The organism is Corallococcus llansteffanensis (assembly GCF_003612055.1).
GTDB lineage: Bacteria > Myxococcota > Myxococcia > Myxococcales > Myxococcaceae > Corallococcus > Corallococcus llansteffanensis.
In genome coordinates this window covers 1-22746 of record NZ_RAWB01000086.1, presented here as the reverse complement: position 1 = coordinate 22746, position 22746 = coordinate 1, and the positions used below count along the sequence as shown (strand labels likewise).

Below are 22746 nucleotides of genomic sequence, written 5' to 3'. Positions count from 1 at the left end.
GCCACGAGTCCCCCCGCGCCCCGCCACGCGAGCACGAAGGCCGCCACGCTCAGCCCCAGCACGAGCGCCACCGTCCGGGGCTCCCCCAGGATGGACGGCGTCGCGGCATCCGTCTGCGCGGCCAGCGGCGCCATCCACAGGAAGGTGCGCACGCACACGATGCCCACCGCGGCCACGCCGAGCAGCGTGGCCCAGGGCCACTCGCGCACCGGCCGTCCGCGCACCACCTGCGCCAGCGCCACCACGCCCACCGCCGCGAGGATGAACGCGCGGTAGTGCAACAGCGCCGCGAGCGCCACCCAGCGCAGCGCCGTGACGGGGCGCTCCTTCGCCAGCGCACCCAGCGCGAGCACCCCGCAGACGAGCCACGCGCCGTCATACTGCCCGTTGAGCGCCAGCCGCATCAGCACGAGCCAGCAGAGGCTTCCCACGGCCCAGCGGCCCCCGGCGGGAAGTCCGTCCAGGAGCCGCAGCACGGCGTAGAGCGCGACGTGCGCGAAGAGCAGCAGGTACAGCAGACACACCTGCCCGAAGGCCTGGTGCGACAGCGGCACCCACTGCCCCACGAGCGTCAGGGGCAGGAAGAGCACCAGCGTGCCGGGCGGATACACATACGGCACGTCCAGCCAGTGATCGAGGGGCTGCCGGTAGGAGATGCCTTCCCGCAGCTCACCGAGCGACGTCGTGTACAGGGCCTCGATGCCACGGTGCAGCCCCACCCAGACCACGTAGGGATGGCGCACGTGGTCGGTGTAGCCCGGCTGCAACGTCCCCAGCGACGTCACGCCTGACAGCGGAATGGCGGACAGCAGCGCCAGCGAGAGCAGGGTGAGCACGCGCCACCGCGCGGTGGCGTGACGGGCGAAGAAGCCCGTCCGGGTGGCTCGGAGGACGAGGGGCGTTTCCATGCGCGGCGTACCTAACCGTTTCCTGCCTGCGCACTCAATCCCTGTCGGGGTCGGACATCAGCGGACGGCGGCCGCTCCGGGGCTTCCGGCGGTCACCCGCGCGTGCAGGTCGCGCTTGAGGCCCATGCCGAAGAGCACGAGGGTGAGGAGGTACACGGGCTCGATGAAGAAGAGCAGCGGGCCGCCCAGGGACAGCCCGTGGGTCTTCTTCTCGAAGACGACGTGCGCGCCCACCACCAGCGCGAAGCGCACGACCATCACGCCCACCGCCACGCCCACCGCGGTGCCGGTGGGCAGCCGCGCCACCGCCTCGGCGGCCGCGAGCGTGGGCAACAGCGGCAGCGCCATCAGCAGCCCCGCCGTCCACTCCAGCGTCACGGCGTAGAGGACCACCGCGAGGACCAGCAGGTGCGCGGCGGTGAGGGACACGCCGGGCACCGGCAGGCGCACCCAGGACAGGGGCACGAGCAGGGCGAAGGTGAAGAGGTAGGCCCCCACGAAGTGCACGGCGCGGCTGACACCGTTCTCGTGCAGGGGCATCCAGGTGCGCAGCTTGTCGGCGAAGCTCATGGGGGCCGAACCTAGGCCATTTCTCCCCGGCGCGTCTGCCAGGGCCTCCGGCCTGGACCTCAGCGGGAGGCATTCAGCGCGGCGTTGCTCGCGTCGGCCGCGGCGCGCGCCAGCCGTGAGCCGACCGCGAGGTAGCCGGGGTGGCGGACGTAGTCCGGAAGCCTGTCCTCGGAGGTGCGCTCGTGGCGCATGTTCAGGGGATGGAGCCCCTCGCTGGCCAGCGCCAGCCGCTGCGTCCTCCACGACAGGCCCGCCTCCTCCATCACGCGCACGAAGTCGTCCAGCCGCACGGAGCGCGCCGCCTGTTCGAGGACGCGCGGGCGCTGCTCCTTCGTGTACCCCTGTCCTGGCTTGTAGTCCTTCCGCCGCTGGCGCAGCGTCTCCTCGCGCCGCGCGGCGAGCCGCTCCTGGAAGCGGAGCTCGGAGTCCGTGAGGAGGTCCAGCGCCTTGCGGCCCATCGCTTCGTAGAAGACGGCGGTCGCATCGTCATGCGGGACCTTGTCCTCGAGGAACCGCACGTAGCCCCGCGTCGCTTCCAGCAGCTCCTGCTCCGCGGCGTCTGTCGAAGGAATCACGAAGCGCCGCGTCTCCTCCACCGTGACGAAGGAGTCCGCGGAGGCGTTCGACGGAGCCCCGAGACGTTCGTAGCGGTGGTCGTACCAGACCTCCCGGTCTCCGAAGACGAGGACGAAGCGCGGCAGCATGGGAAGCGATGGCGGCGGGGCCTGGAGGATCCAATCCGCGGGATCCACGGCGGTCAGCACGCGGAGCGCGACGAGCCCCCGGGCCTTCAGCGTGTCGAGCCAGACGTAGAAGGAGGGCTCGAAACCGCCCTCCAGCTCGAAGCCCTTGAAGACGTCAGGTCCCGGCTGGAGAGCCGCGGCCCAGGGTTCGTCAATCACGAGCGCGCGGAGGTCGAGCCCCCGGAGCCGCGCGTTGCCGACGATGGCCAGTTGGGGGACGTAGATGTTCACCGGAATGGGCATGGCGTCCTTCCTTCGAGGGCCGAAACGCAGACAGGGATGTTGGGTCGCAGTAGCGCGACTCACGGGTACCCCGGTGCCTCGGCCTCGTCGCGCCTGAGCTTACGCGACGATGGGTTCACGGTCGTTGCGAAGGCCCGGTGCGCTGGTTAGCAAGCGCACGTGGCCGTGGGGATTGGGGGCGTCTCATCATGTCGCGAAAGACAGCACCCGCACCGGTGCCGCCCGAAGTCGGGCAGGTGCGCTTCGATGTGTTCAAGAGTCTCTGGCTCTGGGCCATGCTGGTGCCTGGCGTCCTCGTCGGAATCCCTGCCGTGACCCTGGTGACGCTCACCGTGTCCGGGGTGATGGCGTTCCTGACGCTCTGCCTGGGGCACTCGGTGGGGCTTCATCGCGGCTTCATTCATCGGACCTATGAGGCGAACGCGGTGGTGCGCGGGGGGCTCATCTACCTCTTCGTCCTGAGTGGCCTGGGCGGGCCGCTCTCATGGGCGCGGCTGCACGCCGTGCGCGACCACTGGCAGAACCAGCTCGAGTGTCCGCCGTACTTCGCCTACCGGCACTCGCTGGTCCGCGACTTCGTTTGGAACCTGCACTGCCGGTTCGACGCGGCGGATGAGCGCGCCCTCGCGAGGCTGCCTCCAGGCCTCTTCGAGGACCGCTGGCTGCGATTCCTGGAGCGCACCTGGCCCCTCCACGTGCTCGCGCTGGCGGCGGTCACGTTCGTGTGGGGCGGTCCTGACGCGGTGGCTGTCTGTATTTGCGCCCGGACCGCGGGAGGCATCCTGGGACACTGGTTCGTCGGCTACGCCGCGCATGTCTGGGGTGAGCAGCGGCAGGCCCTCCCGGGCGCCACCGAGAGCGGAACGAATGTCTGGCTTCTGGGCGTGCTGTCCTTTGGTGAGGGCTTCCACAACAACCATCATGTGTACCCTGGCTCGGCGCGGATGGGGATGCGCGCGCACGAGCTCGACCTGGGCTGGGGGAGCCTCCGCGTGATGGAGGCGTGCGGCCTCATCCACTCGCTTCGGGCGTGGCATCGCCCGGCGGCGGGCTGAGGGCCGCTAACGCGCGGGCGGACGCAGCACCAGCACGGGACGATGACTCTGGGAGAGCACCTGCCGCGCCACCGAGCCGAGCAGGGCCTCCTTCAGTCCGCCATGTCCGCGCGAGCCGAGGCAGACGAGGTCCGCGTCCAGCCGCTCCGCTGCCTGGGTGAGCGCGAGCGCCACGTCCTTGCCGATGAGCACCTCCGCGTGCGTGCCGACCTCGCGCTGCTCCAGCCCGCGTGGCACGCGCTCCAGCAGCTTCCGCTGGAGGCTGCGGTGCTGCTCCGATGAGGGGGGCTCGGGCACCACCGTCACCAGGTGCACCTCGGAGCCCGGCGGGGCCAGGGCGAAGGCGAGCGGGATGGCCTCGTCGGCGAGCGGGGACAGGTCCGTGGCCACCAGCAGCCGCCGCATCTGGGGCAGCGGCGCTTCACCTTGCGAGGCCGCGTCGCGCGCCGGCACCGCGACCACCGCCATGGGCGCGAGCCGCAGCGCGTGGTGCGCCACCGACGCGAGGTTGCCCAGGGCCGTGTGGTGGTGCGTGCCCACCACCAGCACATCCGCCTCCTGCTCCTGGGCCAGGTCCACCAGGTGGTCGGCCGCGCGGCCCACGCCCTGGCGCAGGTGCACGGTCGGCGCGTGGCCGGTGCCCGTGCCCGCGAGCGTGGCCACCTCGTGCATGAGCATGTCCTGCAACAGGGGGCTGGCGTCGTCCATCGTGGCGGGCACGGGCAGGCCCAGCCGCTGGCACTGTTCGTAGACGTAGTAGACGTGCCCCGCGAGCAGCTGGAGGGGGCCATACCGGCCCAGCTCCTCCAGCCACAGCCGTGCGGCCAGGGTGCCCCGCGAGCGATCCACGCCGAGCATCACGCGCAGCGGCCGCTTGCCCGAAAGCCATGCCTGGAAGGGAGCCGCGTCCCGCACCCGCAGCAGCGGCAGCGACGTGGTCTGGGCGATGCGGTCCAGGCTGCCGCCCGCGCCAGGGTAGGGCACCTCCCCGCGCGGGGGGCCCACCACCAGGAGGCGTGCTTCGTGCTGGGCACAGAAGTCGGCGAGCGCCCGCTTGGAGCCATTCTCCAACAGCGCCACCTGCACCTGCGCGCCAAGCCCACCCAGGCGCGTGGCCTCCTCGCGCAGCAGCGCCTGCAGGCCCTCTCGCACGGGCTCGGCGGCGACGATGAGCTGATCCGGATGGACCTGGTGCACGAGCCACAAGGCGCGCTCACGGCGGACAGCGAGCCGCACCGCCACCGTCGCGGCCTGACGGGCTCCCTCGGAAAAGTCGGTTGCGCAGATGATGGTCATGGACGGCCTCCGGCTGTGGGGATGTGCCCCAGCCCTTCTGGAGGGCTCTTCACTTCACGTCGCGTGCCCGCCGTCGTCGCGGGAGCCCCGGCCGTGGGCGCGCAAGGACTGCGGCTTCGGGCGGCCCTCGCGCAAAACCTGCGCGGGACTCCCGCCGCGCTCACCCCTTGATGGCCTGCTCGGCCCGCACCTCCGTGGGACCTGCCGGCTCCCCGCGCTCGAAGCGCTGCACGCTTTCGAGCGTGGTCCGGGCGATGGCATGCAGGGCCTCGCGGGTGAGGAAGGCCTGGTGCGCGGTGATGAGCACGTTGGGGAACGTCAGCAGGCGCGCGAGCACGTCGTCCTGGAGCACCTGCTCGGAGAGGTCCTGGAAGAAGATGCCCTCCTCCTCCTCGTACACGTCGAGTCCGGCGGCCCCCAGGTGGCCCGACTTGAGCGCCTCCACCAGGGCGTGGCTGTCGAGCAGCGCCCCACGGCCGGTGTTGATGATCATCGCCCCGGGCTTCATCTTCGCGAGCGCGGCCGCGTCGATGAGGTGGCGCGTGGCGGGCGTGAGCGGCACGTGCAGGGAGACGATGTCCGCCTGGCGCAGCGCCTCCGCCAGCTCCACGGGCTCCAGGCCCAGCTCGCGCGCGTCCTCGGCGGAGAGCCGCGGGTCCACGCCGAGCAGCCGGCAGCCGAAGCCCCGGAAGATGCGGGCCGCGGCGCGCCCGATGCGCCCCAGCCCCACGAGCGCCACCGTCTTGCCGTACATGTCGAAGCCCACCAGGCCGTCGAGGGAGAAGTTCCACTCGCGCACGCGCGCGTACGCCCGGTGCACCTTGCGGTTGAGCGCGAGCACGAGCGCGGCGGTGTGCTCGGCCACGGCCTGCGGCGAGTACTCGGGCACGCGCACCACGGTGAGCCCCAGCCGCCCGGCCTGCACCAGGTCCACGTGGTTGAAGCCCGCGGAGCGCAGCGCCACGAGCCGCGTGCCGCCGTCCGCGAGCGCCTGAAGGCACGCGCCGTCCAGCCGGTCGTTGACGAAGGAGCACACTGCGGGAAACCCCGTAGCGAGGCCCGCCGTCTGCTGCGTGAGCCGGGGCTCGAACCAGGTGAGGGCATGGCCGAAGGCGGCGTTGGCCTCCTCGAAGGCGGCCCGGTCGAACCGGTGGGTGTCGAAGAAGGCGATGCGCATGGCGGCTCTCCCTTCCCCACGACGGCAGCGGCCGCCCGGGGGGCTTCCTGGCTGGCGATGCACCGCCCGTGCGAGGCCAGGGCACCCGGGGGGGCGGCGCCCGGCGCTTCCCGGGGGGACGCAACCGTTGCGCGAACGGACGCGGGCCCCGCGCATTTCTTGCTGGGATGCTCTGGCGTTCACAACCCGAAAGCTGGCATGCATCCTGAAACAGTCAGAGCAGGCACCGGCCCCGGGGGGCGGGGGCGGAGGAACACCGATGAACGCCAGGGACACCGACGTGCGACAGCAGCTGCTCCACCGTCGGGAGACACTGCTCACGCTGCGGCGCCTGCACGGGCTCGCGGCCCAGCTCGTCCAGGACCTCGGGGGGCCCGAAGGGAAGGACCGCGCGGAGGTGCCGGAGGAGCTGCAGATGCTCGCGCGGCTCCATGCGCTGGAGGAGCGGGCGCTCGAAGAGGTGGAGCGGGCGCTGGAGCGGCTCGGGCCTGAAGGCACGGCCCGGTGCGAGGTCTGCGGGAGCCCCCTCGAGCCCGAGCGCCCCCGGTCCCTCCCCGAGGCCCGGTGCTGCATGGCGCGCGCCTGATGACGGCCCCCGGGAAGGCCGCGGCCTCCATCGGGTGGCTCGCCTTCGGGTACTTCGCCTGCTACCTGCCGTACAGCGCGCTGACCAAGGCGCTGAGCCTCGGCGCGCTGCCGGGCATGACCGAGGGGGTGCCGGGCTTCGTGCTCCTGCCCTCCACGGCGCTGGCCTCGCTGGTGGGGATGTTCCTCTACCTCTGGCGGAGCGACAGCTTCCAGTACGCGGGCCACCGGCGCATCGGGCGGGTGGTGTTGCCGTGGCCGGGACGCTGGACCTTCCTGTCCGGCCTGTGCACCACGGGCATCATCGCGACCACCACGCTCGCCTACACCTTCGACGGCACCTCCATCGTCTTCATGATGCTGCTGATGCGCGGCGGGGTGCTGGTGCTCGCGCCGCTGGTGGATGCGCTGAGCGGCCGGCAGGTCGCGTGGCCCTCCCGGGTCGCGCTGGGCGTGAGCCTCGCGGCCCTGCTCGTCGCGGCGGGGCCGGAGGCCAGTCCCCACCTCTCGCTCGTCGCCGGGCTGGACCTGGCGGTGTACATCGCCAGCTACTTCGTGCGGCTGCGCTTCATGAGCCGGCTTGCGAAGAACGGCACGCCCGGCACGCGCGAGCGCTACTTCGTGGAGGAGCAGATGGTGGCCACGCCCGCGCTCCTCGTCCTGCTCGCGCTGTGGGCGCTGACGGGCGTGGGCAGCGCGGCGGCGCAGCTGCGCGAGGGCTTCCTCGGGATGTCCACCCGCCCCACGTTGCCCATCGAGCTCGCCGTGGGGCTGCTCTCCCAGGCGGGCGGCATCTTCGGCGGGCTGGTGCTGCTGGACCCCCGGGAGAACACCTTCACCGTGCCCGTGAACCGCGCCTCCAGCGTGTTCGCGGGCGTGGGCGCGACGCTCGCGCTCTCGCTGCTGCTGGGGCTGCCCGGCGTCGGCGCCACGGACCTCGCGGGCGCCGCGCTGGTGTCGGTGGCCGTGGGGGTGCTCGCGGTGCCGGGCGTGCTCGCGGCGCGGCGGCGGCAGGCCGTGAGTCCCGTCGTCCCTCCGGTGCCGTGAGCGCGCACGTCGGACCCGGGGCCCGGCACGTTTCATGAAGTCGCGCCGTGCGAGTCCAGGCCCTCCATCGCGGGAGGCCCGGAGCGCGAGGACCCCATGAGCACCGACCCGATGATCATCCAGGCGCGCCAGATGCTGCTGTGCCGCCGGGACGCGCTGCGCACCCAGCGCGAGTGCGCGGAGACCGCCGTCCCCGGAGGCGGGGCCCGCGCCCTGTCGTTCGGTGGCGATGTGCCCGGAGCGCGCTTCGCGCGGCAGGAACGCCTGGAGATGGAGGAGGTGGAGGCGGCGCTCGTGCGCATCGAGGAGGGCCGCTTCGGCGGGTGTGAGCGCTGCGGGGGGGCCATCGGGCGACAGCGCCTGCTCGCCGTCCCGGAGGCGCGCTGCTGCCTCACGTGCGCGGACCGGCGGACCCAGGGGGCAGGCTGTTGACCCTCGCGCCGGCACGGCGTTGGAAGTGTTGGCTCGCCCGCTTCTCCGGGGTTGACGCGGGGGGCTGGCGGAGGCGTCCCCCGAGGCACCTTTGCTAAGCAGGGGCATGGCCAACGAACGCATCCTGGTGGTGGACGACGAGGTGAACGCACGGCGCGCCATCGTCACCATCCTCAAGGAGGAAGGCTTCGAGGTGCGCGAGGCCGCGGACGGCGTCGAGGCGCTTGGCCTGCTCGCGGACTTCGCGCCCGCGGCGGTGCTCACCGACGTGCGCATGCCCCGGATGGACGGGCTCACGTTGATGCGCCGCGCGAGAGAGGCCGGCAGCGACGCGACCTTCGTGGTGATGACCGCGTTCGCGTCGGTGGAGGCGGCGGTGGAGGTGATGCGCGCGGGCGCGGAGAGCTACCTCACCAAGCCGCTGGACATGAACGCGGTGCTCGTCGTGCTGGGCAAGGCGCTGGAGACGCGCCAGCTCAAGAGCGAGACGCGCCAACTGCGCGAGCGCGTGGCGGAGCGCTTCCGCGTGGGCAACATCATCGGGGACGCGCCCGAGCTGCAGGGCGTCTACGCCCTCATCCAGCAGGCGGCGCCCACCCGGGCCACCGTGCTCATCCTCGGGGAGAGCGGCACCGGCAAGGAGCTCGTTGCCCAGGCGCTGCACGAGTTCAGCCCGCGCAAGGAGCGCCCCTTCGTGAAGGTGCACTGCGCGGCCCTCAGCGAGGGGCTGCTGGAGAGCGAGCTGTTCGGCCACGAGCGGGGTTCCTTCACCGGCGCTGTCGCGCGCAAGGAGGGCCGCTTCGAGCTGGCGGACGGCGGCACCCTGTTCCTCGACGAGATTGGCGAGGTCTCCCTCGCCGTGCAGGTGAAGCTCTTGCGCGTGCTGCAGAGCCGCGAGTTCGAGCGCGTGGGCGGCACCCAGACGCTGAAGGTGGACGTGCGCATCGTCGCGGCCACCCACCGCGACCTCCAGGCGGAGGTGAAGGCGGGCCGCTTCCGTGAGGACCTCTACTACCGGCTCAACGTGGTGGCGGTGACGCTGCCCCCGCTGCGCCGCCGCAAGGGGGACATTCCCGCGCTGGTGAACCACTTCCTCGAGCGCTGCAACACCACCTACGGCAAGGAGGTGAAGGGGCTGGCGCCCGGCACCCTGCAGGCGCTGATGAGCCATGACTGGCCGGGCAACATCCGCGAGCTGGAGAACGCGGTGGAGCGCGCGGTGGTGCTCGCCCGGGGCGAGGAGCTCACCGCGGACGACCTGCCGCCCGTGCTGCGCGGACCGCGCCCGAGCCCCGAGTCCAGCGAGCGGCTCATCCCCGGCGCGAGCCTCGCCGCCATCGAACGCGAGGCCATCCTGCGCACCCTGGACATGGTGCAGGGCTCCACCACGCGCGCGGCGGAGGTGCTTGGCATCAGCGTGCGGAAGATCCAATACAAGCTCAAGGAGTACGCGGGCGGCGGCAGCGGCCCGGAGGCGGGCGCCTTGGGGGAGGATTGACCTTGCACACCCGGAACAAGAACGTCTTCGAGGAGCTCCAGCACTACGTCGGCTTCAGCGACGAGGACGGCGCGGCCCTGCGAGCGCTGCACCCGCTCACCCAGGCCCACTTCGAGCGCATCGCGGACGTGTTCTACCGCCGCATCCTCGAACACCCCGAGGCGCGCAAGGCGCTGGAGGGCGGAGAGAGCCAGGTGGGCCACCTCAAGGTGACCCTCCAGCACTGGATGGGCACGCTCCTCCAGGGACCCTGGGACACGGCGTACTTCGAGCGCCGCTGCCGCATCGGCCGCGTGCACGTGCGCATCAGCCTGCCGCAGCACTACATGTTCGGCGCCATGAACCTGCTGCGCCAGGAGCTGACGGACGTCCTGGAGGAGTCGCTGCGGGACCAGCCCGAGGAGTCCGTGCGGCTGCGGCGCGCGCTGGGGAAGATCCTCGACCTGGAGCTCGCCATCATGCTCCACACGTACCGCGAGGACCTGCTCGCCCAGGCCGCGCGCATCGAGCGCCTCGCCACCTTCGGGCAGCTGGTGGGCTCCATCGGCCATGAGCTGCGCAACCCGCTGGGCGTCATCGAGACCTCGCTCTTCATCCTCAAGGGCCGCCCCGCGACGCTGGAGGACCCTCGCGTGGTCAAGCACCTGGATCGCATTGGCGAGCAGGTGGGGGTCGCGAACCACATCGTCACCAGCCTGTTGGACATGATCCGCGCCCGTCCGCTCACCCACGCGCCGCTCCAGCTCGCGAACGTGTGGGCGTCCGCGCTGGCCACCGTCGCCCCTCCAGGCCACGTGCGGGTGAGCGCCGGGGGCCTGGAGGCCCTGCCGCCGCTGCAAGGCGACCCGGTGCAGCTGCTCCAGGTCTTCGTGAACCTGCTGGAGAACGCGGTGCAGGCGCTGGGGGACACCCCCGGAGAGGTGCGGCTGGAGGCGAGGCTTTCGGACAGCGGCGCGCGCGAGGTGCAGCTCGTGCTGGAGGACAGCGGCCCGGGCCTGGACCCGACCATCCGCGCCCGCGTCTTCGAGCCCCTCATCACCACCAAGGCGCGGGGCCTGGGGCTGGGGCTCGCGCTCGTGCGCCGCATCGTCGACCGCCACGGCGGCGGCATCGTGCACGCCCCAAGCGAAGGCGGGCTCGGGGGGGCGCGCTTCGTGCTGCACCTGCCCCTGCCGCCGGAGGTCGCCTGATGAGCCGCTTCCTGCTGGTGGATGACAACCGGGCCTTCGCGGAGAACCTCGCGGAGATATTGGAGGACTCAGGCCACGTGGCCCGGGTGGTGGGCTCCGGCGAGGAGGCGCTGACGGCCGCGCGCGCGGAGCGCTACGACGTGCTCATCACCGACATGCGCATGCCCGGGATGAGCGGCGCCTCCGTGGTGCACCACCTGCGGCGGTTGGATCCGGGGATCGCGGCCATCATCATCACCGCGCACCCGGGCGAGACGGAGCTGGCGCGCGCGAGGGATGAGGGCGTGCTCGCGGTGCTGCCCAAGCCCGTGCCCATGCCCGTGCTCGTGGAGCTGCTCGCGCGGGCGCGGCGCAACGGGCTCGTCGTGCTGGTGGAGGACGACCCGCACCTGCTGGACAACCTCACGGAGGTGCTGCGCACCCGGGGGTTCACGGCCGTGTCCGCGCGCTCGGTGCCGGAAGTGGAGCGCCTGGGGGCCGTCAGCCCCTTCGCCGCGCTCGTGGACCTGCGGGTGCCGGGCGGCCCCGACGGTGAGGCCCTGCGCCGCGTGCGCGAGCGCTTCCCCGGACTGACCCCCTTCGTCGTCACCGCCCACCCGGACGCGCTGCCCGGGGACTTCGACGGCCGTCTCATCCGCAAGCCGTTCGACACCGGAGCGCTGCTCGCCGCGCTGGAGCAACTGCACGGGAGCCGCCCATGAAGGCGTCGCCGGTGCAGGTGGCCGGCCTGCCGTACCGCCCCCGCGTGCTGGTGGTGGACGACAACGCGGCCTTCCTGGACAACATGACGGAGCTGCTCGGAGAAGAGGGCTACGAGGTGTCGAGCGCGACGAGCTGCGCTGGCGCGCTGGAGCGGGTCCGGGAGGGCTTCGACGTCGCGCTCGTGGACGTGCGGCTGCCGGACGGGGAGGGCACCTCGCTGGCGCCGCGCCTCAAGGAGCTCATGCCGGACGGCGAGGTGGTGCTGCTCACCGGCCTGGGCATGCTGGAGGCGGCGGTGGCCGCGGTGCACGCGGGCGCGTGCGCGTATCTGCTCAAGCCTTGCGCCACCCCGGAGCTGCTGCTCACCCTGGAGCAGGCGCTGCGCCAGGTGCGGCTGCACCGTGAGAAGCGGGAGCTGGCCCGGCGGGCGCAGGTGACGGAGAAGCTCGCGGCGGTGGGCACGCTGACGGCGGGCCTGAGCCATGAGATCCGCAACCCGCTCAACGCCGCCGGGCTGCAGCTCACCGTGCTCGAGCGTCGGGTGCGCAGGTTGGAGGACGCCGTCCAGGGGCCGCTGCTGGAGCCGCTCCTGCTCGTGCGGGATGAGATCCGCCGGTTGGATCACATCCTCGAGGACTTCCTCCAGTTCGCCCGCCCGCGCGAGTTCCAGCCGGATGCCGTGGAGGTCGCGCCGCTGCTGGAGCGGGTGCGCAGCCTGTTGTCGGGGCAGGCGGAGGAGCGGGACGTGGCGCTGGAGGTGGAGCCCACGCGGGTGGCGGTGGTGCGGGGGGACGAGGAGCGGCTGCGGCAGGTGCTGCTGAACCTCGCGCTCAACGCGCTCCAGGCGACGCCCCCGGGAGGCCGCGTGCGCTTCAGCGCGAGCACCCACGGCGGCGAGGTGGCGCTGTGCGTGGACGACAGCGGCCCCGGCATCCCCGCCGACGTGCAGGCGCGCCTCTTCGAGCCCTTCTTCACCACCAAGGCGAGCGGGAGCGGGCTGGGCCTCTCCATCGTGCACGCCATCGTCACCCAGCACGGCGGCACCATCGCGGTGGAGGACGGGCTGCTTGGAGGCGCGCGCTTCACCGTACGCCTGCCCGCGATGACGGACGCGGGCTGAGGGCTTCCGAGCAGGCGGTGGGGTGAGCGGTTGCGCTTCATGCCATCTGCCGAATCGATACGAATCATCTGCCGTTTGCGGATTGCGATGACGTCGTGGTCAGGCGAGGGTCCCTCCTTCCACGGAAGGACCCCCCACATGGCGACCGCGACCGCAGCCCCTGGCAAGACGCTCCTCACCCCTGGCGACCACACGCTGATCCTCATCGACTTCCAGCCGCAGATGGCGTTCGCGACCCACTCGATTGACGCGAACCTGCTGCGCACCCACGTCGCGCTCGTCGCGGGCGCGGCGCGGGTGTTCGACGTGCCGACCATCCTCACGACCGTCGCGGAGAAGTCGTTCTCCGGCCCGATGTTCACCGAGCTCAAGGAGGCCTTCCCGGACGGGGGCGCCATCGACCGGACCTCGATGAACACCTGGGAGGACCCTCGCATCGCCGAGCGCGTCAATGCGCTCGGGAAGTCGCGCATCGTCCTGGCGGGCCTCTGGACGTCAGTGTGCATCGTCGGTCCCGCGCTCTCGGCGCTCGACCAGGGCTTCGAGGTCTATGTCATCGCCGATGCGTGCGGTGACGTGTCGACGGAGGCCCACGACCGCGCGATGGACCGCATGGTGCAGGCGGGAGTCCGGCCCCTGACCTCGCTCCAGTATCTGCTCGAGCTGCAGCGCGACTGGGCTCGCGGCAAGACGTACGACGCCGTCGTGAACCTCGCGAAGAAGTCGGGCGGCGCCTACGGCCTCGGGCTGCTCTACGCGAAGACCATGTTCGGAGGAGGCGAGGGCGGTCACTGAGCCCCGCTGCCCCGGGACCCTCCTCGCGCGAGAGACCGCTCATGAAGATCTATCTGGTGTCCATCGCGGCCGGCGCGTTGATCGGCCTCATCTACGGTCTGCTCGGGGTCCGCTCTCCCGCGCCGCCACTCGTCGCGCTGGCGGGACTGCTGGGAATCCTGCTCGGTGAGCAGCTGGTGCCTGTCGGACGCCGGCTGCTCCGTCGCGAGCCCGTCACCCCGGCGTGGATCGCCGAGGAGTGCGTTCCGAAGGTCACCGGCGTGCCCCCCTCACGCCCCAACCCCTGAAAGGACCATCGCCATGCCCCCCGAGCTCATCCTCCACCAGGGCCGGTTCACCACGCTGACCCCCGGAGCCTCCGAGGTCGAGGCCGTCGCCATCACGGACGGACGTTTCTCGGCGGTGGGCTCGGCGGGTGACATCCTCAAGACGCGCGGGCCAGGCACCCGGGTCATCGACGTGGGAGGCCGCCGCGTCGTGCCCGGCCTCATCGACAGCCACACCCATGTCATCCGCGGCGGGCTCAACTACAACCTCGAATTGCGCTGGGACGGGGTCCGGTCGCTCGCGGACGCGATGCGCATGCTGCGCCAGCAGGTGGCCCTCACGCCCGCGCCCCAGTGGGTCCGCGTCGTGGGGGGCTTCACCGAGCTCCAGTTCGCCGAGCGCCGCCTGCCGACGCTCGAGGAGCTGAACGTCGCCGCGCCCGACACGCCCGTCTTCATCCTCCACCTCTATGACCGCGCCCTGCTGAACGGCGCGGCGCTCCGCGCGTGTGGCTACACCCGGGACACCCCGAACCCGCCGGGAGGCGAGCTCCAGCGCGACCGGCACGGGAACCCGACAGGGCTCCTGCTCGCGAAGCCGAACGCGCAGCTGCTCTACGCGAGCCTGGCGAAGGGGCCGAAGCTGCCTCGGGAGTACCAGGAGAACTCGACCCGCCACTTCATGCGCGAGCTGAACCGCCTGGGCATCACCGGGGTCATCGACGCGGGCGGCGGCTTCCAGAACTACCCTGACGACTACGCCGTCGTGCAGAAGCTCGCGGACGCGGGCGAGCTCACGCTGCGCATCGCCTACAACCTCTTCACGCAGAACAAGGGCGCCGAGGCCGCCGACTTCCGTGCGTGGACGAAGCAGGTCCGGCCGGGGCAGGGCAGCGACCACTTCCGCCACAACGGCGCCGGAGAGATGCTGGTCTTCTCCGCCGCGGACTTCGAGGACTTCCGCGAACCGCGCCCGGAGCTGCCGGCGGACATGGAGGGACAGCTCGAGGAGGTCGTCCGGCTGCTCGTCGAGAATCGCTGGCCGTGGCGCCTGCACGCCACCTACGACGAGAGCATCTCGCGCGCCCTCGACGTCTTCGAGCGCGTCAACCGCGACATCCCCTTCCAGGGGCTGCACTGGTTCTTCGACCACGCGGAGACCATCTCCGAGCGGAACATCGATCGCATCGCGGCGCTCGGCGGCGGCATCGCGGTGCAACACCGGATGGCCTACCAGGGCGAGTACTTCGTGGAGCGCTACGGCGCGGCCGCCGCGGCCCACACGCCGCCCGTCGCCCGCATGCTCGCCGCCGGGGTCCCGGTGGGGGCCGGCACGGATGCCACGCGGGTCGCGTCCTACAACCCGTGGGTCTCGCTGGCCTGGCTGGTCACCGGCAGGACCGTGGCGGGCACGGCGCTCTACGCGGAGGACGCGCTGCTCGACCGGGAGACCGCGCTGCGGCTGTGGACCGAGCGCAACACCTGGTTCTCCTCGGAGTCCGGCAAGAAGGGGCAGCTCGCCGTGGGGCAGCTCGCGGATCTCGCTGTGCTCTCGGAGGACTACTTCAGCGTGCCCGCGGAGAGGATCTCCCACCTGGAGTCGGTGCTCACGGTCCTCGGCGGCAAGGTGGTCCACGGCGCCGGAGGCTTCGCGGACCTCGCGCCGCCGCTGCCCCCGGCGATGCCGGACTGGTCTCCGGTGCGCAGCTTCGGTGGGTATTCGCACGCCGCCGCGAGCGCCACGGCCTCGCTTCACGCCGCACCCCACGCGTGTGGCGTGCATGCCCATGGCGCGGCGGCCTGGCGGCGCCCGGTGCCCGTCGCGGAGGACCCGACGTTCTGGGGCCTCCTGGGCTGCTCCTGCTGGGCGTTCTAGGCGGAAGGGACGCGGGAGAGAGCCCCCATGCTGCGTTGCTCGTGGAGCGCATGCCTCCTCCTGGCCTCCGGGGTGCTCACCGTGTCGCTGGCGGCCCGCGCCGAGGACGCGCCCGAGCCGCGCGAGGCGCCACGGTATGAGTCAATCCGCTATCTGGAGGACTGGTCGGACCCCTCCCTGCGCCCCGGCGATGATCCGTTCGACCGCGTCAAATACCTCCCGCTCGGAGCGCAGGCCTGGCTCTCGCTCGGCGGGCAGCATCGCCTGCGTTACGAGTTCACCGACGGGCTGGACGGGCCGCTGCCGGAGAGCGTCCTGTTCTCGCGCAACCTGCTGCACCTGGATGCCCACGTGGGGCCCGCTCGGGCCTTCCTCCAGGTTGGAGGGCACTACGCGCTCGGTGCTCCTGCCCGCGACGAGCCGCCCGGAAGTGACCTGTTCGATGTGCAGCAGGCCTTCCTTGAGTGGCGCTCCGCGCCGCGAAAGGTCCGTTTCGTCGCCCGCGTGGGACGGCAGGAGCTGGCGCTGGGGTCGACGCGGTGGGTGAGCACGCGGGATGGGACCAATGTGCGTCAGGCGTTCGACCTTGCCCGCCTCACCGTCACCGGCGAGGGCTGGAGCGTGGAGGGCTTCGGCGGTGTCGTGCCGCGGCTCCAGCGCGGCGTGCTCGACGATGCTCCGTCCGCGCGCAACCGGTTCTGGGGCGTCTACGCGACCGTGGAGGTCCTGCCGCGAAAGCGGCTCTCGTTCGACGCCTTCTACCTGGGGCGCGATCGTCCTTCGGTGACCTACGGAGAGGTGGAAGGGCGCGAAGTGCGTCACATGCTCGGCGTGCGGCTGTTCGGCCAGACCGAGGGCGGCTTCGAGTACATCGGGCACGCGCTCGCGCAGGCTGGCACGGTGGGCGGCGCCCGGATCCTGGCATGGGGACTGGCGGGCGGGCTGTGGCAGCGGCTGCCGTTCGCGCCGCTGCGGCTGGGCGTGCGGGGCGACGCGCTGAGCGGCGACGGCCGCGCCGACGACGGCCGGGTTTCCACCTTCCATGCCTGGTTCCCGAACCAGACCTTCTTCAGCGCCTTGCCGTTGATCTACCCGTCGAACCTCTACGAAGTGCATCCGCTCGTGCAGTGGGAGCTTGATGCGGTCACCCTGGAGGGGGGCTGCGTCTTCTTCTTCCGACAGTCGGTCAACGACGCTGTCTACACGCCGCCAGGGGACGTCCTCGTGCCGCCCGCGGCTTCGGATGCGCGGTACACCGGCGCGCAGCTCTCGCTGTCGCTCGGGTATCGCGTCACCCGCCACGTCATGTTCAACCTCGAATACTCCCACGTCGTCGCCGGGCCCGCGCTGCGGGCGGTCAACCTCCAGGACGTCGACTTCCTGGGGACCTGGACGACCTTCACCTACTGACCCACGGCACCGCTCCTCCGATGACACAGCCCTCCTCGCCTCCGCCCCTGCTGGTCCCCACCGCGCTCGCCTTCATCGCCGGCTATGCGGACGCCGTCACCTTCGTCGGCGCGGGTGGCATCTTCTGCGCGCACGTCACCGGCAACTTCGTCGTGCTCGCCGCGGACCTCGCGCGGCGCGCCAATGCGGACGAGTGGCTCAAGCTGGCGACCTTTCCCATCTTCGTCCTGGCCGTCTTCCTGGCCACGCACCTGCACCGCCGGGTGGGCAGCTCCGCGCGCCTGCTCCTGCTCCTGGAGGCGGTGGCCTTCGGTGCGGCGTCCGCGGTGCCGCTGGTCGTGCAGGGGACGGCGGCCCACCGGGTCGTCGTGGTCCTCGCGGTCATCGCCATGGGCATCCACAATGCGATGCACCGGGTGGCGCCCTCGCTGGGCCCGATGACGACCGTGATGACGGGCAACGTCACGCAGTGGTTCGTGGAGAAGGTGCTTCCGGGCGCCCCGGAGAACGCCGGCAGGCATCGCTCGCTGGGCTTCATCATCCTGGCGTTCGCGCTGGGGTGCCTGGGCGGGGCGTTCGGCGTCCAGCAGCTGGGGTTCGCTGCGTTCCTCGCACCGATGGGGCTCGCGCTGGTGGTGCGCAGCCGGCTGTAGGGGGCATGCCATGTCGGACGCCGAAAAGAAGGACAGCGCCAGGCTCGAGGCGTTCAGCGATGGCGTCTTCGCCATCGTCATCACGCTGCTGGCGCTCGACTTGAAGCCGGAGCTCACCGACGCCGCGCATGACGCGCGCACGCTGCTCTGGCAGCTGGCCTCGAGGTGGCCCACCTACCTCGCGTTCGTGGTGAGCTTCAGCTCCGTCCTCATCATGTGGGTCGACCACCACGGCCTGTTCAAGTTCATGCGCCGGGTGGACACGCGGGTGCTCTTCGCGAATGGGCTCCTGATGATGCTGACCACCCTCGTCCCGTTCACGACGACGCTGCTCGCGGCCCACGCGATGGAGCCCTCGGGCACCGTGGCGGGGGTCGTGTATTCGGGCCTCTTCGTGCTCATCAACGTGGCCTACAACCTGCTGTGGAACGCGCTCCGGCGGCAGGCGTACCCGGAGGCCGGGTCCCACCGGGCCGCGCTGGAGCGGCGCCTCACGTGGCACTACCGCATCGGGTTCCCGGTGTACCTGGCCGCGACCCTCATCGCGCTCTGGAGCCTGCCGGTGAGCCTCGCGATGAGCGTGGGCATGTGGGTCTGGTGGAGCGCCAACATGCGGCCGGTGCACGACGCGGACTGAGGCGGGCCGGCCTACTTCTGGCGGCGTGCCTCCCGCTCGCACAGCTGGGTGAGCTGCTCCAGCAGCCAGTGGTGCGCCGGCCCGAACACGGTGTCGCTCCGGTAGACGGCCAGCAGGTTGAGCGCGTTCTCGTGGTCGCCCCAGGCCATGGGACGGATGGGCACCAGCGCACCCGAGCGCAGGTCGTCGCGGACCAGGTGCTCCGGCAGGTTGCCCCAGCCGAGCCCCGCGCGCAGCATCTCATGCTTGGTGTAGAGGTCTCCGACGCGCCAGGTGCGCGGCGACAGTCCGACCTGATCCGCGACGCCATCGTCGTCGCAGTCGGAGAGCACGACCTGGATGGCCTCCACGAAGTGGCGGGTCGCGATGCGCCCCTGGATGGCGGCGAGCGGGTGCCGCGGGCTCACGACCGGGAGCACCCGGATGGGCGCCAGCGCCTGCGCCTCGAGCCCCCGTGCCAGGCCCGCCGGGCTCACCACGCCGAGCGTGGCCGTGCCCTCGAGCACGCGGGCGGAGACGGCGGACATGAGCTGCGTGTCGATGCGCAGGTCGACCGCGGGGAACTCCCGGATGAACGTGGCGCAGAGGTCGACGAGCGCCTTCACGGGGAAGAAGGCGTCGAGGCACAGCGACACCGACGCCTCGAGCCCCAGCGTCATGCCGGTGGTGAGCCGCCGCAGGCCGTCGACCTCGGTGAGCACGCGCCGTGTCGACGCGAGCACCGCCTGTCCCTGCTCGGTCAGCGTGGCCACCTTCGTCGAGCGATCCCAGAGCGGTACGCCCAGCTGGGCTTCGAGGTTGGCCATCGACGTGCTGATGGCCGACTGCACGCGGCGGAGCTTCCTTGCCGCCGCCGAGAAGCTCCCCTCCTCGACGACGGTCACGAAGGCGCGGAGCTGATCGAGGGTGACCGGATCGTACATCCCCGGTCCATCTCACGAATCGATGGTTTGACAAAGACGGTCTCAGCCGGTGAGAAGTCGCGCGTCCGAGCGCCCGGGCGCTGAATGCGTTCGCAAGGGGGGATGCAATTGTCTATACCCCCGCGCCCTTGCTGAAGCGCTCGCACGCCCTGATCTTTCCCTCGTACACCCTGTTCTGGCTCGGCATGGGTCTCGTGTTCATCTACGGCGTGGCGGCGATCCTCCTCGCCCCCACGTCGGTGCACCTGCTGCCGCGTTTCGTCGTCGAGAGCCTGCTTCAGAGCGCCTTCGGGTACTTCTTCCTGCTGGTCGGCATCCCCTGCGGCATCTACGTCATCGGCTGGCGAGCCAGCGACCTCTTCGTCTGGACGCGCGCGCCGGGCGCGCTGACCGTGGACGACCAGGGGCTGCGCGACGGCACCACGCGGCTTGCGTGGCGCGACGTGCACACGCTCGTGGAACAGCACCAGGAGCAGCGGGTCGTCCTGCATCACCGCGACGGGACCTACCGGCTGCGGCTGGGGCTGTGGAGCGACGCGGACGCGCTGCACCACGCGGTGCTGGGCCACGTCGTGCCCCGGCTGCTGGAGGGCGTGGGCCGCCAGGTCGCCGCAGGGGAGCCGGTGCGCTTCGGTCCGCTGACCCTCAGCGACGCAGGGCTGACCCACAAGGGGCAGCTGATGCGCTGGGAGGACATCGAGAGCATCCGCCTCCAGGACGAACTGGACCAGGGCGCGGCGACGCGCGAGCTGATCATCGTCGCCCAGGGCAAGCCCCGGAAGATCGACGAAGCGAAGGTCATCAGCGCGCCAGTCCTGCTGGCCTACCTCTCAGCCCGTCTGCCCGGCTGACCTCCACCCCCACACCTCCGGGAATCACCTCAATGGAAATCTACCGCTCCCCCCAGGCGAAGAAGCAGGCGCAGCAGCCGCACGCCATCTACTACTCGCGCTTCAAGCTCATCGCGGGCGCGCTCCTCTGGGCGCTGGCCCTGGCCTTCTTCGGGTTGCTCACCTGGCGGGCGCTGGGTCAGACCGGCGCGATGGTCTTCTTCGCGGTGGTCACGCTGGGCGCGGCCGTGATGCTCGTCAAATGCCTGATGCCCCTGGGCCGCCTGGACAAGCCCGCGCTGCTCATTGGCAGGGACGGCGTCCGCTTCGCTGACGGCGTGCTCATCGCCTGGGACGAGATGCAGGAGAACGTCTACTTCAACCAGTCGTACATGGGCATTCCCATCCTGAAGCTGGTCCAGATCAAGACCACCCTCGACAAGCCCAGGGTGAAGAAGCAGCGCGTCGCCGCGCTCGACATGGACAGCGACAAGTACCTGGCCCTCTGTGACACCTACAGCCAGGGCGCGATGCCGACCGCCACGCGCTGACGCCGCACCGCCGCTCGGCACCCGGGCGGGCACCCCGGCACCTTGACAGAGAACTTACTGGACCGTAACCTACTTTCAGGTAGGTTACTGGTCCGTAGGAATTTCCTGCTGGAGCGTGCCATGTCTTTGATTGCGTGCCTGCTTGTCTTCCTGGCGGCGTATCTGCTGAACCTGCTCGTCATCTCCGTGGGCTATCACCGGGCGCTCGCCCACAAGGCGGTGCGGCTGCACCCGGTGCTCCAGCGGATGCTGGTGGCGGGGGGCAGTTGGATCACCGGCATCGACGCGAAGTCCTGGGTGGTGATGCACCGGCTGCACCACGAGCACTCGGACACGCCGCTCGACCCGCACTCCCCGGTGAACGTGGGCATCCTCGGCATCGGGGCGGAGCAGCTGCGCAGCTACAAGCGGGTCGTCATCGGCCTGCTGAAGCGGGACCCCGCGTACACGAAGTACACGAAGGGGCTCGACTTCGACGTCCACGTCCTCACGCGGCGCGGCCGCTGGTGGTTGCCCTACGTCGTCCACGGCGTCGTGGGGCTGGGGCTCGCGCTCTGGGGCGGCTGGATGCTGGGCGTGGCGTACTTCGTGGGCATGATGAGCCATCCCATCCAGGGTGGGCTGGTGAACTCGCTGGGCCACGCCCTGGGCGGGCGCAACTTCGACACGCGCGACAACTCGCGCAACAACCACCTGGCGGCCTGGCTCATCCTGGGCGAGGGCTTCCAGAACAACCACCACGCCTACCCGGGGTCGGCGTCGTTCTCCCACCGCGCGCACGAGGTGGACCTGGGCTACTGGGCGTGCGTCACGCTGGAGCGGCTGGGGCTGTGCTCCATCGACCGGGCGCACCTCATCCCCCGCGCGGGCGGGGCCTCTGCGCCGCGCCCCGCCCCGGAGGTCACCCTCCCGGGGTCACATCCAGCGGCAGCACCGCGCTGAAGGTGGCGCCTCCGCCCTCCGTGGGCCCCAGGTGGATGCTCCCACCGTGGGCCTCCGCGATGTGGCGGGCGATCCACAGGCCCAGCCCGAAGCCGCCGTGGTGCTTCGCGGGGACGGCGCGCTCGAAGCGCCCGAAGATGCGCTCCTGGTCCTCTGGCTCGATGCCGGCGCCGTGGTCCCGGACCGCGAGCGTCACCCGGCCCGCCTCGCGCACCACGGAGACTGTCACCGGCCTGCCCGCCCCGAACTTGAGGGCGTTGTCGACGAGGCCGTCGAGGAGCTGGTGCAGCCGCGCGCGGTCGTAGCGCCCCACCACCGGCAGGGGCGCCTCCAGGGTGAGGACACAGTCCGCGCGAAGGGCCTTCTCCCGCGCCTGCGCCACGACGGTGGCCGCGAGCTGTGTCAGGTCGACCTCCTCCCGTGAGAGGTCCAGGGGCCCGGTGACGAGCTCCGACACGTCGAGCAGCTGCTCCACCAGGCGCGTCAGGCGCTGGAGGTGCTTCTCCGTCGTCCGCGCCTTCACCCGCGCCGCATCGGGCGCCGTGTCCGGGGCCGGTGCCTGGGCCTCCAGGCTCCGCACCAGGGACTGGACGTTGAGCGACAGGGCGCTCACGGGCGTGCGCAGCTCGTGGCTCACGAGCCGGAGGAACTCGTCCCGCGTCCGCACGGACTCGCGCAGCGAGTCCTTCTCCACCGCGTTGCGGACCACCTGCCGGCGCACGCGGGCCATGTCCAGCTGGGTGCGCACCCGCACCAGGAGCTCGCGCGCGGAGAAGGGCTTCACCAGGTAGTCATCCGCGCCGCTCTGCAGGCCCTCCACCGTGGCCTCGTCGCCCGCTCGCGCGGACAGCAGGATGATGGGGATGGCGCGCGTGCGCTCGTCGGCGCGCAGCGCGCGCACCAGGCCAAAGCCATCCAGCACCGGCATCATCACGTCGGAGAGGATGAGGTCCGGCGGTCGGACGCGCGCCTGCTCCAGCGCGTCCTGCCCGTTCGTGGCCGTCTCCACGTGGGGGAAGCCGCGCTTGAGCAGCCCCGCGACATAGGTGCGCAGGTCGACGTTGTCGTCGACGAGGAGGATGCGGGAGCGCGCGAGCTCCGCGGAGACCTCCAGCGCCGGAGGCTCGGACGCCGCCGGGGCCCCGGTGTCCGGGGGGCTGATGTCCGTGTCGATGACGTCCGCGGACCAGCGGCGCGCCTCCTCGACGAAGGGCGCGGCGCCGGTGGGGGCCGAGCGCGGCCGGGCCGTGCGCTCGACGCGCTCCGGGGGCAGCGTCGGGGTGACGAGCCAGCTGGG

The 22746-nt window shown here is 71.5% G+C and carries 24 protein-coding genes; 17 read left to right on the top strand and 7 right to left on the bottom strand.

Translation table 11 applies throughout. The features are described from left to right. The 3 genes from D7V93_RS10905 to D7V93_RS10895 all read right to left on the bottom strand — a co-directional run. Positions 1–908 (bottom strand): hypothetical protein (locus D7V93_RS10905; RefSeq protein WP_147451125.1); only part of this gene is annotated, 908 nt, incomplete at its 3' end. Positions 909–965: 57 nt separating this feature from the next. Next, a complete protein-coding gene (locus D7V93_RS10900; RefSeq protein WP_120643338.1) occupies positions 966–1478 on the bottom strand; it encodes an Mpo1 family 2-hydroxy fatty acid dioxygenase in 513 nt (170 codons plus the stop codon). Between the two features lie 59 nt (positions 1479–1537). After that, positions 1538–2464 carry a hypothetical protein gene (locus tag D7V93_RS10895; protein WP_120643337.1) on the bottom strand — a complete coding sequence of 309 codons (927 nt, stop codon included), beginning with the start codon at positions 2462–2464 and terminating at the stop codon, positions 1538–1540. 188 nt (positions 2465–2652) lie between these two features. On the opposite strand from D7V93_RS10895, the gene D7V93_RS10890 reads away from it, so the two are divergent. Further along, the gene (locus D7V93_RS10890) at positions 2653–3519 is read left to right on the top strand and encodes an acyl-CoA desaturase (RefSeq protein ID WP_120643336.1); all 867 of its coding nucleotides are present in this window, start codon (positions 2653–2655) and stop codon (positions 3517–3519) included. A gap of 6 nt (positions 3520–3525) precedes the next feature. Here D7V93_RS10890 and D7V93_RS10885 read toward each other — a convergent pair whose 3' ends face one another. Continuing rightward, on the bottom strand, positions 3526–4815 hold the full coding sequence (locus tag D7V93_RS10885) for a universal stress protein (protein ID WP_120643335.1): 1290 nt from the start codon (positions 4813–4815) through the stop codon (positions 3526–3528). 160 nt (positions 4816–4975) lie between these two features. Next, positions 4976–5992: a 2-hydroxyacid dehydrogenase gene (locus D7V93_RS10880; protein ID WP_120643334.1), complete on the bottom strand. Its 1017-nt coding sequence runs from the start codon at positions 5990–5992 to the stop codon at positions 4976–4978. A gap of 259 nt (positions 5993–6251) precedes the next feature. Here D7V93_RS10880 and D7V93_RS44840 point away from each other — a divergent pair, with 259 nt between their 5' ends. The 13 genes from D7V93_RS44840 (at position 6252) to D7V93_RS10815 (ending at position 18203) form a co-directional block, all read left to right on the top strand. After that, positions 6252–6578: a hypothetical protein gene (locus D7V93_RS44840; RefSeq protein ID WP_158623698.1), complete on the top strand. Its 327-nt coding sequence runs from the start codon at positions 6252–6254 to the stop codon at positions 6576–6578. Continuing rightward, positions 6578–7624: a hypothetical protein gene (locus D7V93_RS10870; RefSeq protein ID WP_120643332.1), complete on the top strand. Its 1047-nt coding sequence runs from the start codon at positions 6578–6580 to the stop codon at positions 7622–7624. The genes D7V93_RS44840 and D7V93_RS10870 overlap by 1 nt, the downstream gene beginning before the upstream one ends. A gap of 96 nt (positions 7625–7720) precedes the next feature. Next, the gene (locus D7V93_RS10865) at positions 7721–8056 is read left to right on the top strand and encodes a TraR/DksA family transcriptional regulator (protein WP_244237229.1); all 336 of its coding nucleotides are present in this window, start codon (positions 7721–7723) and stop codon (positions 8054–8056) included. A gap of 106 nt (positions 8057–8162) precedes the next feature. Then, a complete protein-coding gene (locus tag D7V93_RS10860; RefSeq protein ID WP_120643330.1) occupies positions 8163–9554 on the top strand; it encodes a sigma-54-dependent transcriptional regulator in 1392 nt (463 codons plus the stop codon). 2 nt (positions 9555–9556) lie between these two features. Next, positions 9557–10744 carry a sensor histidine kinase gene (locus D7V93_RS10855; RefSeq protein WP_120643329.1) on the top strand — a complete coding sequence of 396 codons (1188 nt, stop codon included), beginning with the start codon at positions 9557–9559 and terminating at the stop codon, positions 10742–10744. Next, positions 10744–11445 (top strand): response regulator, encoded by a 702-nt coding sequence (locus tag D7V93_RS10850; protein ID WP_120643328.1) that lies wholly within the window; start codon positions 10744–10746, stop codon positions 11443–11445. Before D7V93_RS10855 ends, D7V93_RS10850 begins: the two co-directional genes overlap by 1 nt. After that, on the top strand, positions 11442–12566 hold the full coding sequence (locus tag D7V93_RS10845) for a sensor histidine kinase (protein WP_120643327.1): 1125 nt from the start codon (positions 11442–11444) through the stop codon (positions 12564–12566). Before D7V93_RS10850 ends, D7V93_RS10845 begins: the two co-directional genes overlap by 4 nt. A 138-nt stretch (positions 12567–12704) precedes the next feature. Further along, the gene (locus D7V93_RS10840) at positions 12705–13361 is read left to right on the top strand and encodes a hydrolase (RefSeq protein ID WP_120643326.1); all 657 of its coding nucleotides are present in this window, start codon (positions 12705–12707) and stop codon (positions 13359–13361) included. Positions 13362–13402: 41 nt separating this feature from the next. Further along, entirely contained in the window at positions 13403–13648 is a 246-nt protein-coding gene (locus D7V93_RS10835; protein WP_120643325.1) for a DUF1427 family protein, read from the top strand. A 13-nt stretch (positions 13649–13661) separates the two neighbouring features. Continuing rightward, positions 13662–15503, top strand: a complete 1842-nt coding sequence (locus tag D7V93_RS10830) for an amidohydrolase (RefSeq protein ID WP_120643324.1) — start codon at positions 13662–13664, stop codon at positions 15501–15503. A 27-nt stretch (positions 15504–15530) separates the two neighbouring features. Beyond that, entirely contained in the window at positions 15531–16913 is a 1383-nt protein-coding gene (locus D7V93_RS10825) for an alginate export family protein (protein ID WP_120643323.1), read from the top strand. A 20-nt stretch (positions 16914–16933) separates the two neighbouring features. Next, positions 16934–17566, top strand: coding sequence for a YoaK family protein (locus tag D7V93_RS10820; RefSeq protein WP_120643322.1), 633 nt, complete (start codon positions 16934–16936; stop codon positions 17564–17566). Positions 17567–17576: 10 nt separating this feature from the next. After that, positions 17577–18203, top strand: coding sequence for a TMEM175 family protein (locus tag D7V93_RS10815; protein WP_120643321.1), 627 nt, complete (start codon positions 17577–17579; stop codon positions 18201–18203). A gap of 11 nt (positions 18204–18214) precedes the next feature. On the opposite strand, the gene D7V93_RS10810 is transcribed toward D7V93_RS10815, so the two are convergent. Beyond that, on the bottom strand, positions 18215–19126 hold the full coding sequence (locus D7V93_RS10810) for a LysR family transcriptional regulator (protein ID WP_120643320.1): 912 nt from the start codon (positions 19124–19126) through the stop codon (positions 18215–18217). Positions 19127–19311: 185 nt separating this feature from the next. Between D7V93_RS10810 and D7V93_RS10805 the strand changes: the two genes are divergently transcribed. The 3 genes from D7V93_RS10805 (at position 19312) to D7V93_RS10795 (ending at position 21449) form a co-directional block, all read left to right on the top strand. Beyond that, positions 19312–19977: a hypothetical protein gene (locus D7V93_RS10805; protein ID WP_244237228.1), complete on the top strand. Its 666-nt coding sequence runs from the start codon at positions 19312–19314 to the stop codon at positions 19975–19977. 32 nt (positions 19978–20009) lie between these two features. Then, the gene (locus D7V93_RS10800; protein ID WP_120643318.1) at positions 20010–20507 is read left to right on the top strand and encodes a hypothetical protein; all 498 of its coding nucleotides are present in this window, start codon (positions 20010–20012) and stop codon (positions 20505–20507) included. A 120-nt stretch (positions 20508–20627) separates the two neighbouring features. Beyond that, entirely contained in the window at positions 20628–21449 is an 822-nt protein-coding gene (locus D7V93_RS10795; RefSeq protein WP_120643317.1) for a fatty acid desaturase, read from the top strand. Here the strand turns inward: D7V93_RS10795 and D7V93_RS10790 are convergent. Next, positions 21409–22746: hybrid sensor histidine kinase/response regulator (locus D7V93_RS10790; protein WP_120643316.1), on the bottom strand; the 1338-nt coding region annotated here is incomplete at its 5' end. The two genes, D7V93_RS10795 and D7V93_RS10790, sit on opposite strands and share 41 nt — an antisense overlap.

What these genes read in the sequence shown, in the direction of transcription:
- D7V93_RS10900 (WP_120643338.1), bottom strand. Translation starts at nt 1,478, where the DNA reads ATGAGCTTCGCCGACAAGCTGCGCACCTGGATGCCCCTGCACGAGAAC.
- D7V93_RS10895 (WP_120643337.1), bottom strand. Translation starts at nt 2,464, where the DNA reads ATGCCCATTCCGGTGAACATCTACGTCCCCCAACTGGCCATCGTCGGC.
- D7V93_RS10890 (WP_120643336.1), top strand. Translation starts at nt 2,653, where the DNA reads ATGTCGCGAAAGACAGCACCCGCACCGGTGCCGCCCGAAGTCGGGCAG.
- D7V93_RS10885 (WP_120643335.1), bottom strand. Translation starts at nt 4,815, where the DNA reads ATGACCATCATCTGCGCAACCGACTTTTCCGAGGGAGCCCGTCAGGCC.
- D7V93_RS10880 (WP_120643334.1), bottom strand. Translation starts at nt 5,992, where the DNA reads ATGCGCATCGCCTTCTTCGACACCCACCGGTTCGACCGGGCCGCCTTC.
- D7V93_RS44840 (WP_158623698.1), top strand. Translation starts at nt 6,252, where the DNA reads ATGAACGCCAGGGACACCGACGTGCGACAGCAGCTGCTCCACCGTCGG.
- D7V93_RS10870 (WP_120643332.1), top strand. Translation starts at nt 6,578, where the DNA reads ATGACGGCCCCCGGGAAGGCCGCGGCCTCCATCGGGTGGCTCGCCTTC.
- D7V93_RS10865 (WP_244237229.1), top strand. Translation starts at nt 7,721, where the DNA reads ATGAGCACCGACCCGATGATCATCCAGGCGCGCCAGATGCTGCTGTGC.
- D7V93_RS10860 (WP_120643330.1), top strand. Translation starts at nt 8,163, where the DNA reads ATGGCCAACGAACGCATCCTGGTGGTGGACGACGAGGTGAACGCACGG.
- D7V93_RS10850 (WP_120643328.1), top strand. Translation starts at nt 10,744, where the DNA reads ATGAGCCGCTTCCTGCTGGTGGATGACAACCGGGCCTTCGCGGAGAAC.
- D7V93_RS10845 (WP_120643327.1), top strand. Translation starts at nt 11,442, where the DNA reads ATGAAGGCGTCGCCGGTGCAGGTGGCCGGCCTGCCGTACCGCCCCCGC.
- D7V93_RS10840 (WP_120643326.1), top strand. Translation starts at nt 12,705, where the DNA reads ATGGCGACCGCGACCGCAGCCCCTGGCAAGACGCTCCTCACCCCTGGC.
- D7V93_RS10835 (WP_120643325.1), top strand. Translation starts at nt 13,403, where the DNA reads ATGAAGATCTATCTGGTGTCCATCGCGGCCGGCGCGTTGATCGGCCTC.
- D7V93_RS10830 (WP_120643324.1), top strand. Translation starts at nt 13,662, where the DNA reads ATGCCCCCCGAGCTCATCCTCCACCAGGGCCGGTTCACCACGCTGACC.
- D7V93_RS10825 (WP_120643323.1), top strand. Translation starts at nt 15,531, where the DNA reads ATGCTGCGTTGCTCGTGGAGCGCATGCCTCCTCCTGGCCTCCGGGGTG.
- D7V93_RS10820 (WP_120643322.1), top strand. Translation starts at nt 16,934, where the DNA reads ATGACACAGCCCTCCTCGCCTCCGCCCCTGCTGGTCCCCACCGCGCTC.
- D7V93_RS10815 (WP_120643321.1), top strand. Translation starts at nt 17,577, where the DNA reads ATGTCGGACGCCGAAAAGAAGGACAGCGCCAGGCTCGAGGCGTTCAGC.
- D7V93_RS10810 (WP_120643320.1), bottom strand. Translation starts at nt 19,126, where the DNA reads ATGTACGATCCGGTCACCCTCGATCAGCTCCGCGCCTTCGTGACCGTC.
- D7V93_RS10805 (WP_244237228.1), top strand. Translation starts at nt 19,312, where the DNA reads ATGGGTCTCGTGTTCATCTACGGCGTGGCGGCGATCCTCCTCGCCCCC.
- D7V93_RS10800 (WP_120643318.1), top strand. Translation starts at nt 20,010, where the DNA reads ATGGAAATCTACCGCTCCCCCCAGGCGAAGAAGCAGGCGCAGCAGCCG.
- D7V93_RS10795 (WP_120643317.1), top strand. Translation starts at nt 20,628, where the DNA reads ATGTCTTTGATTGCGTGCCTGCTTGTCTTCCTGGCGGCGTATCTGCTG.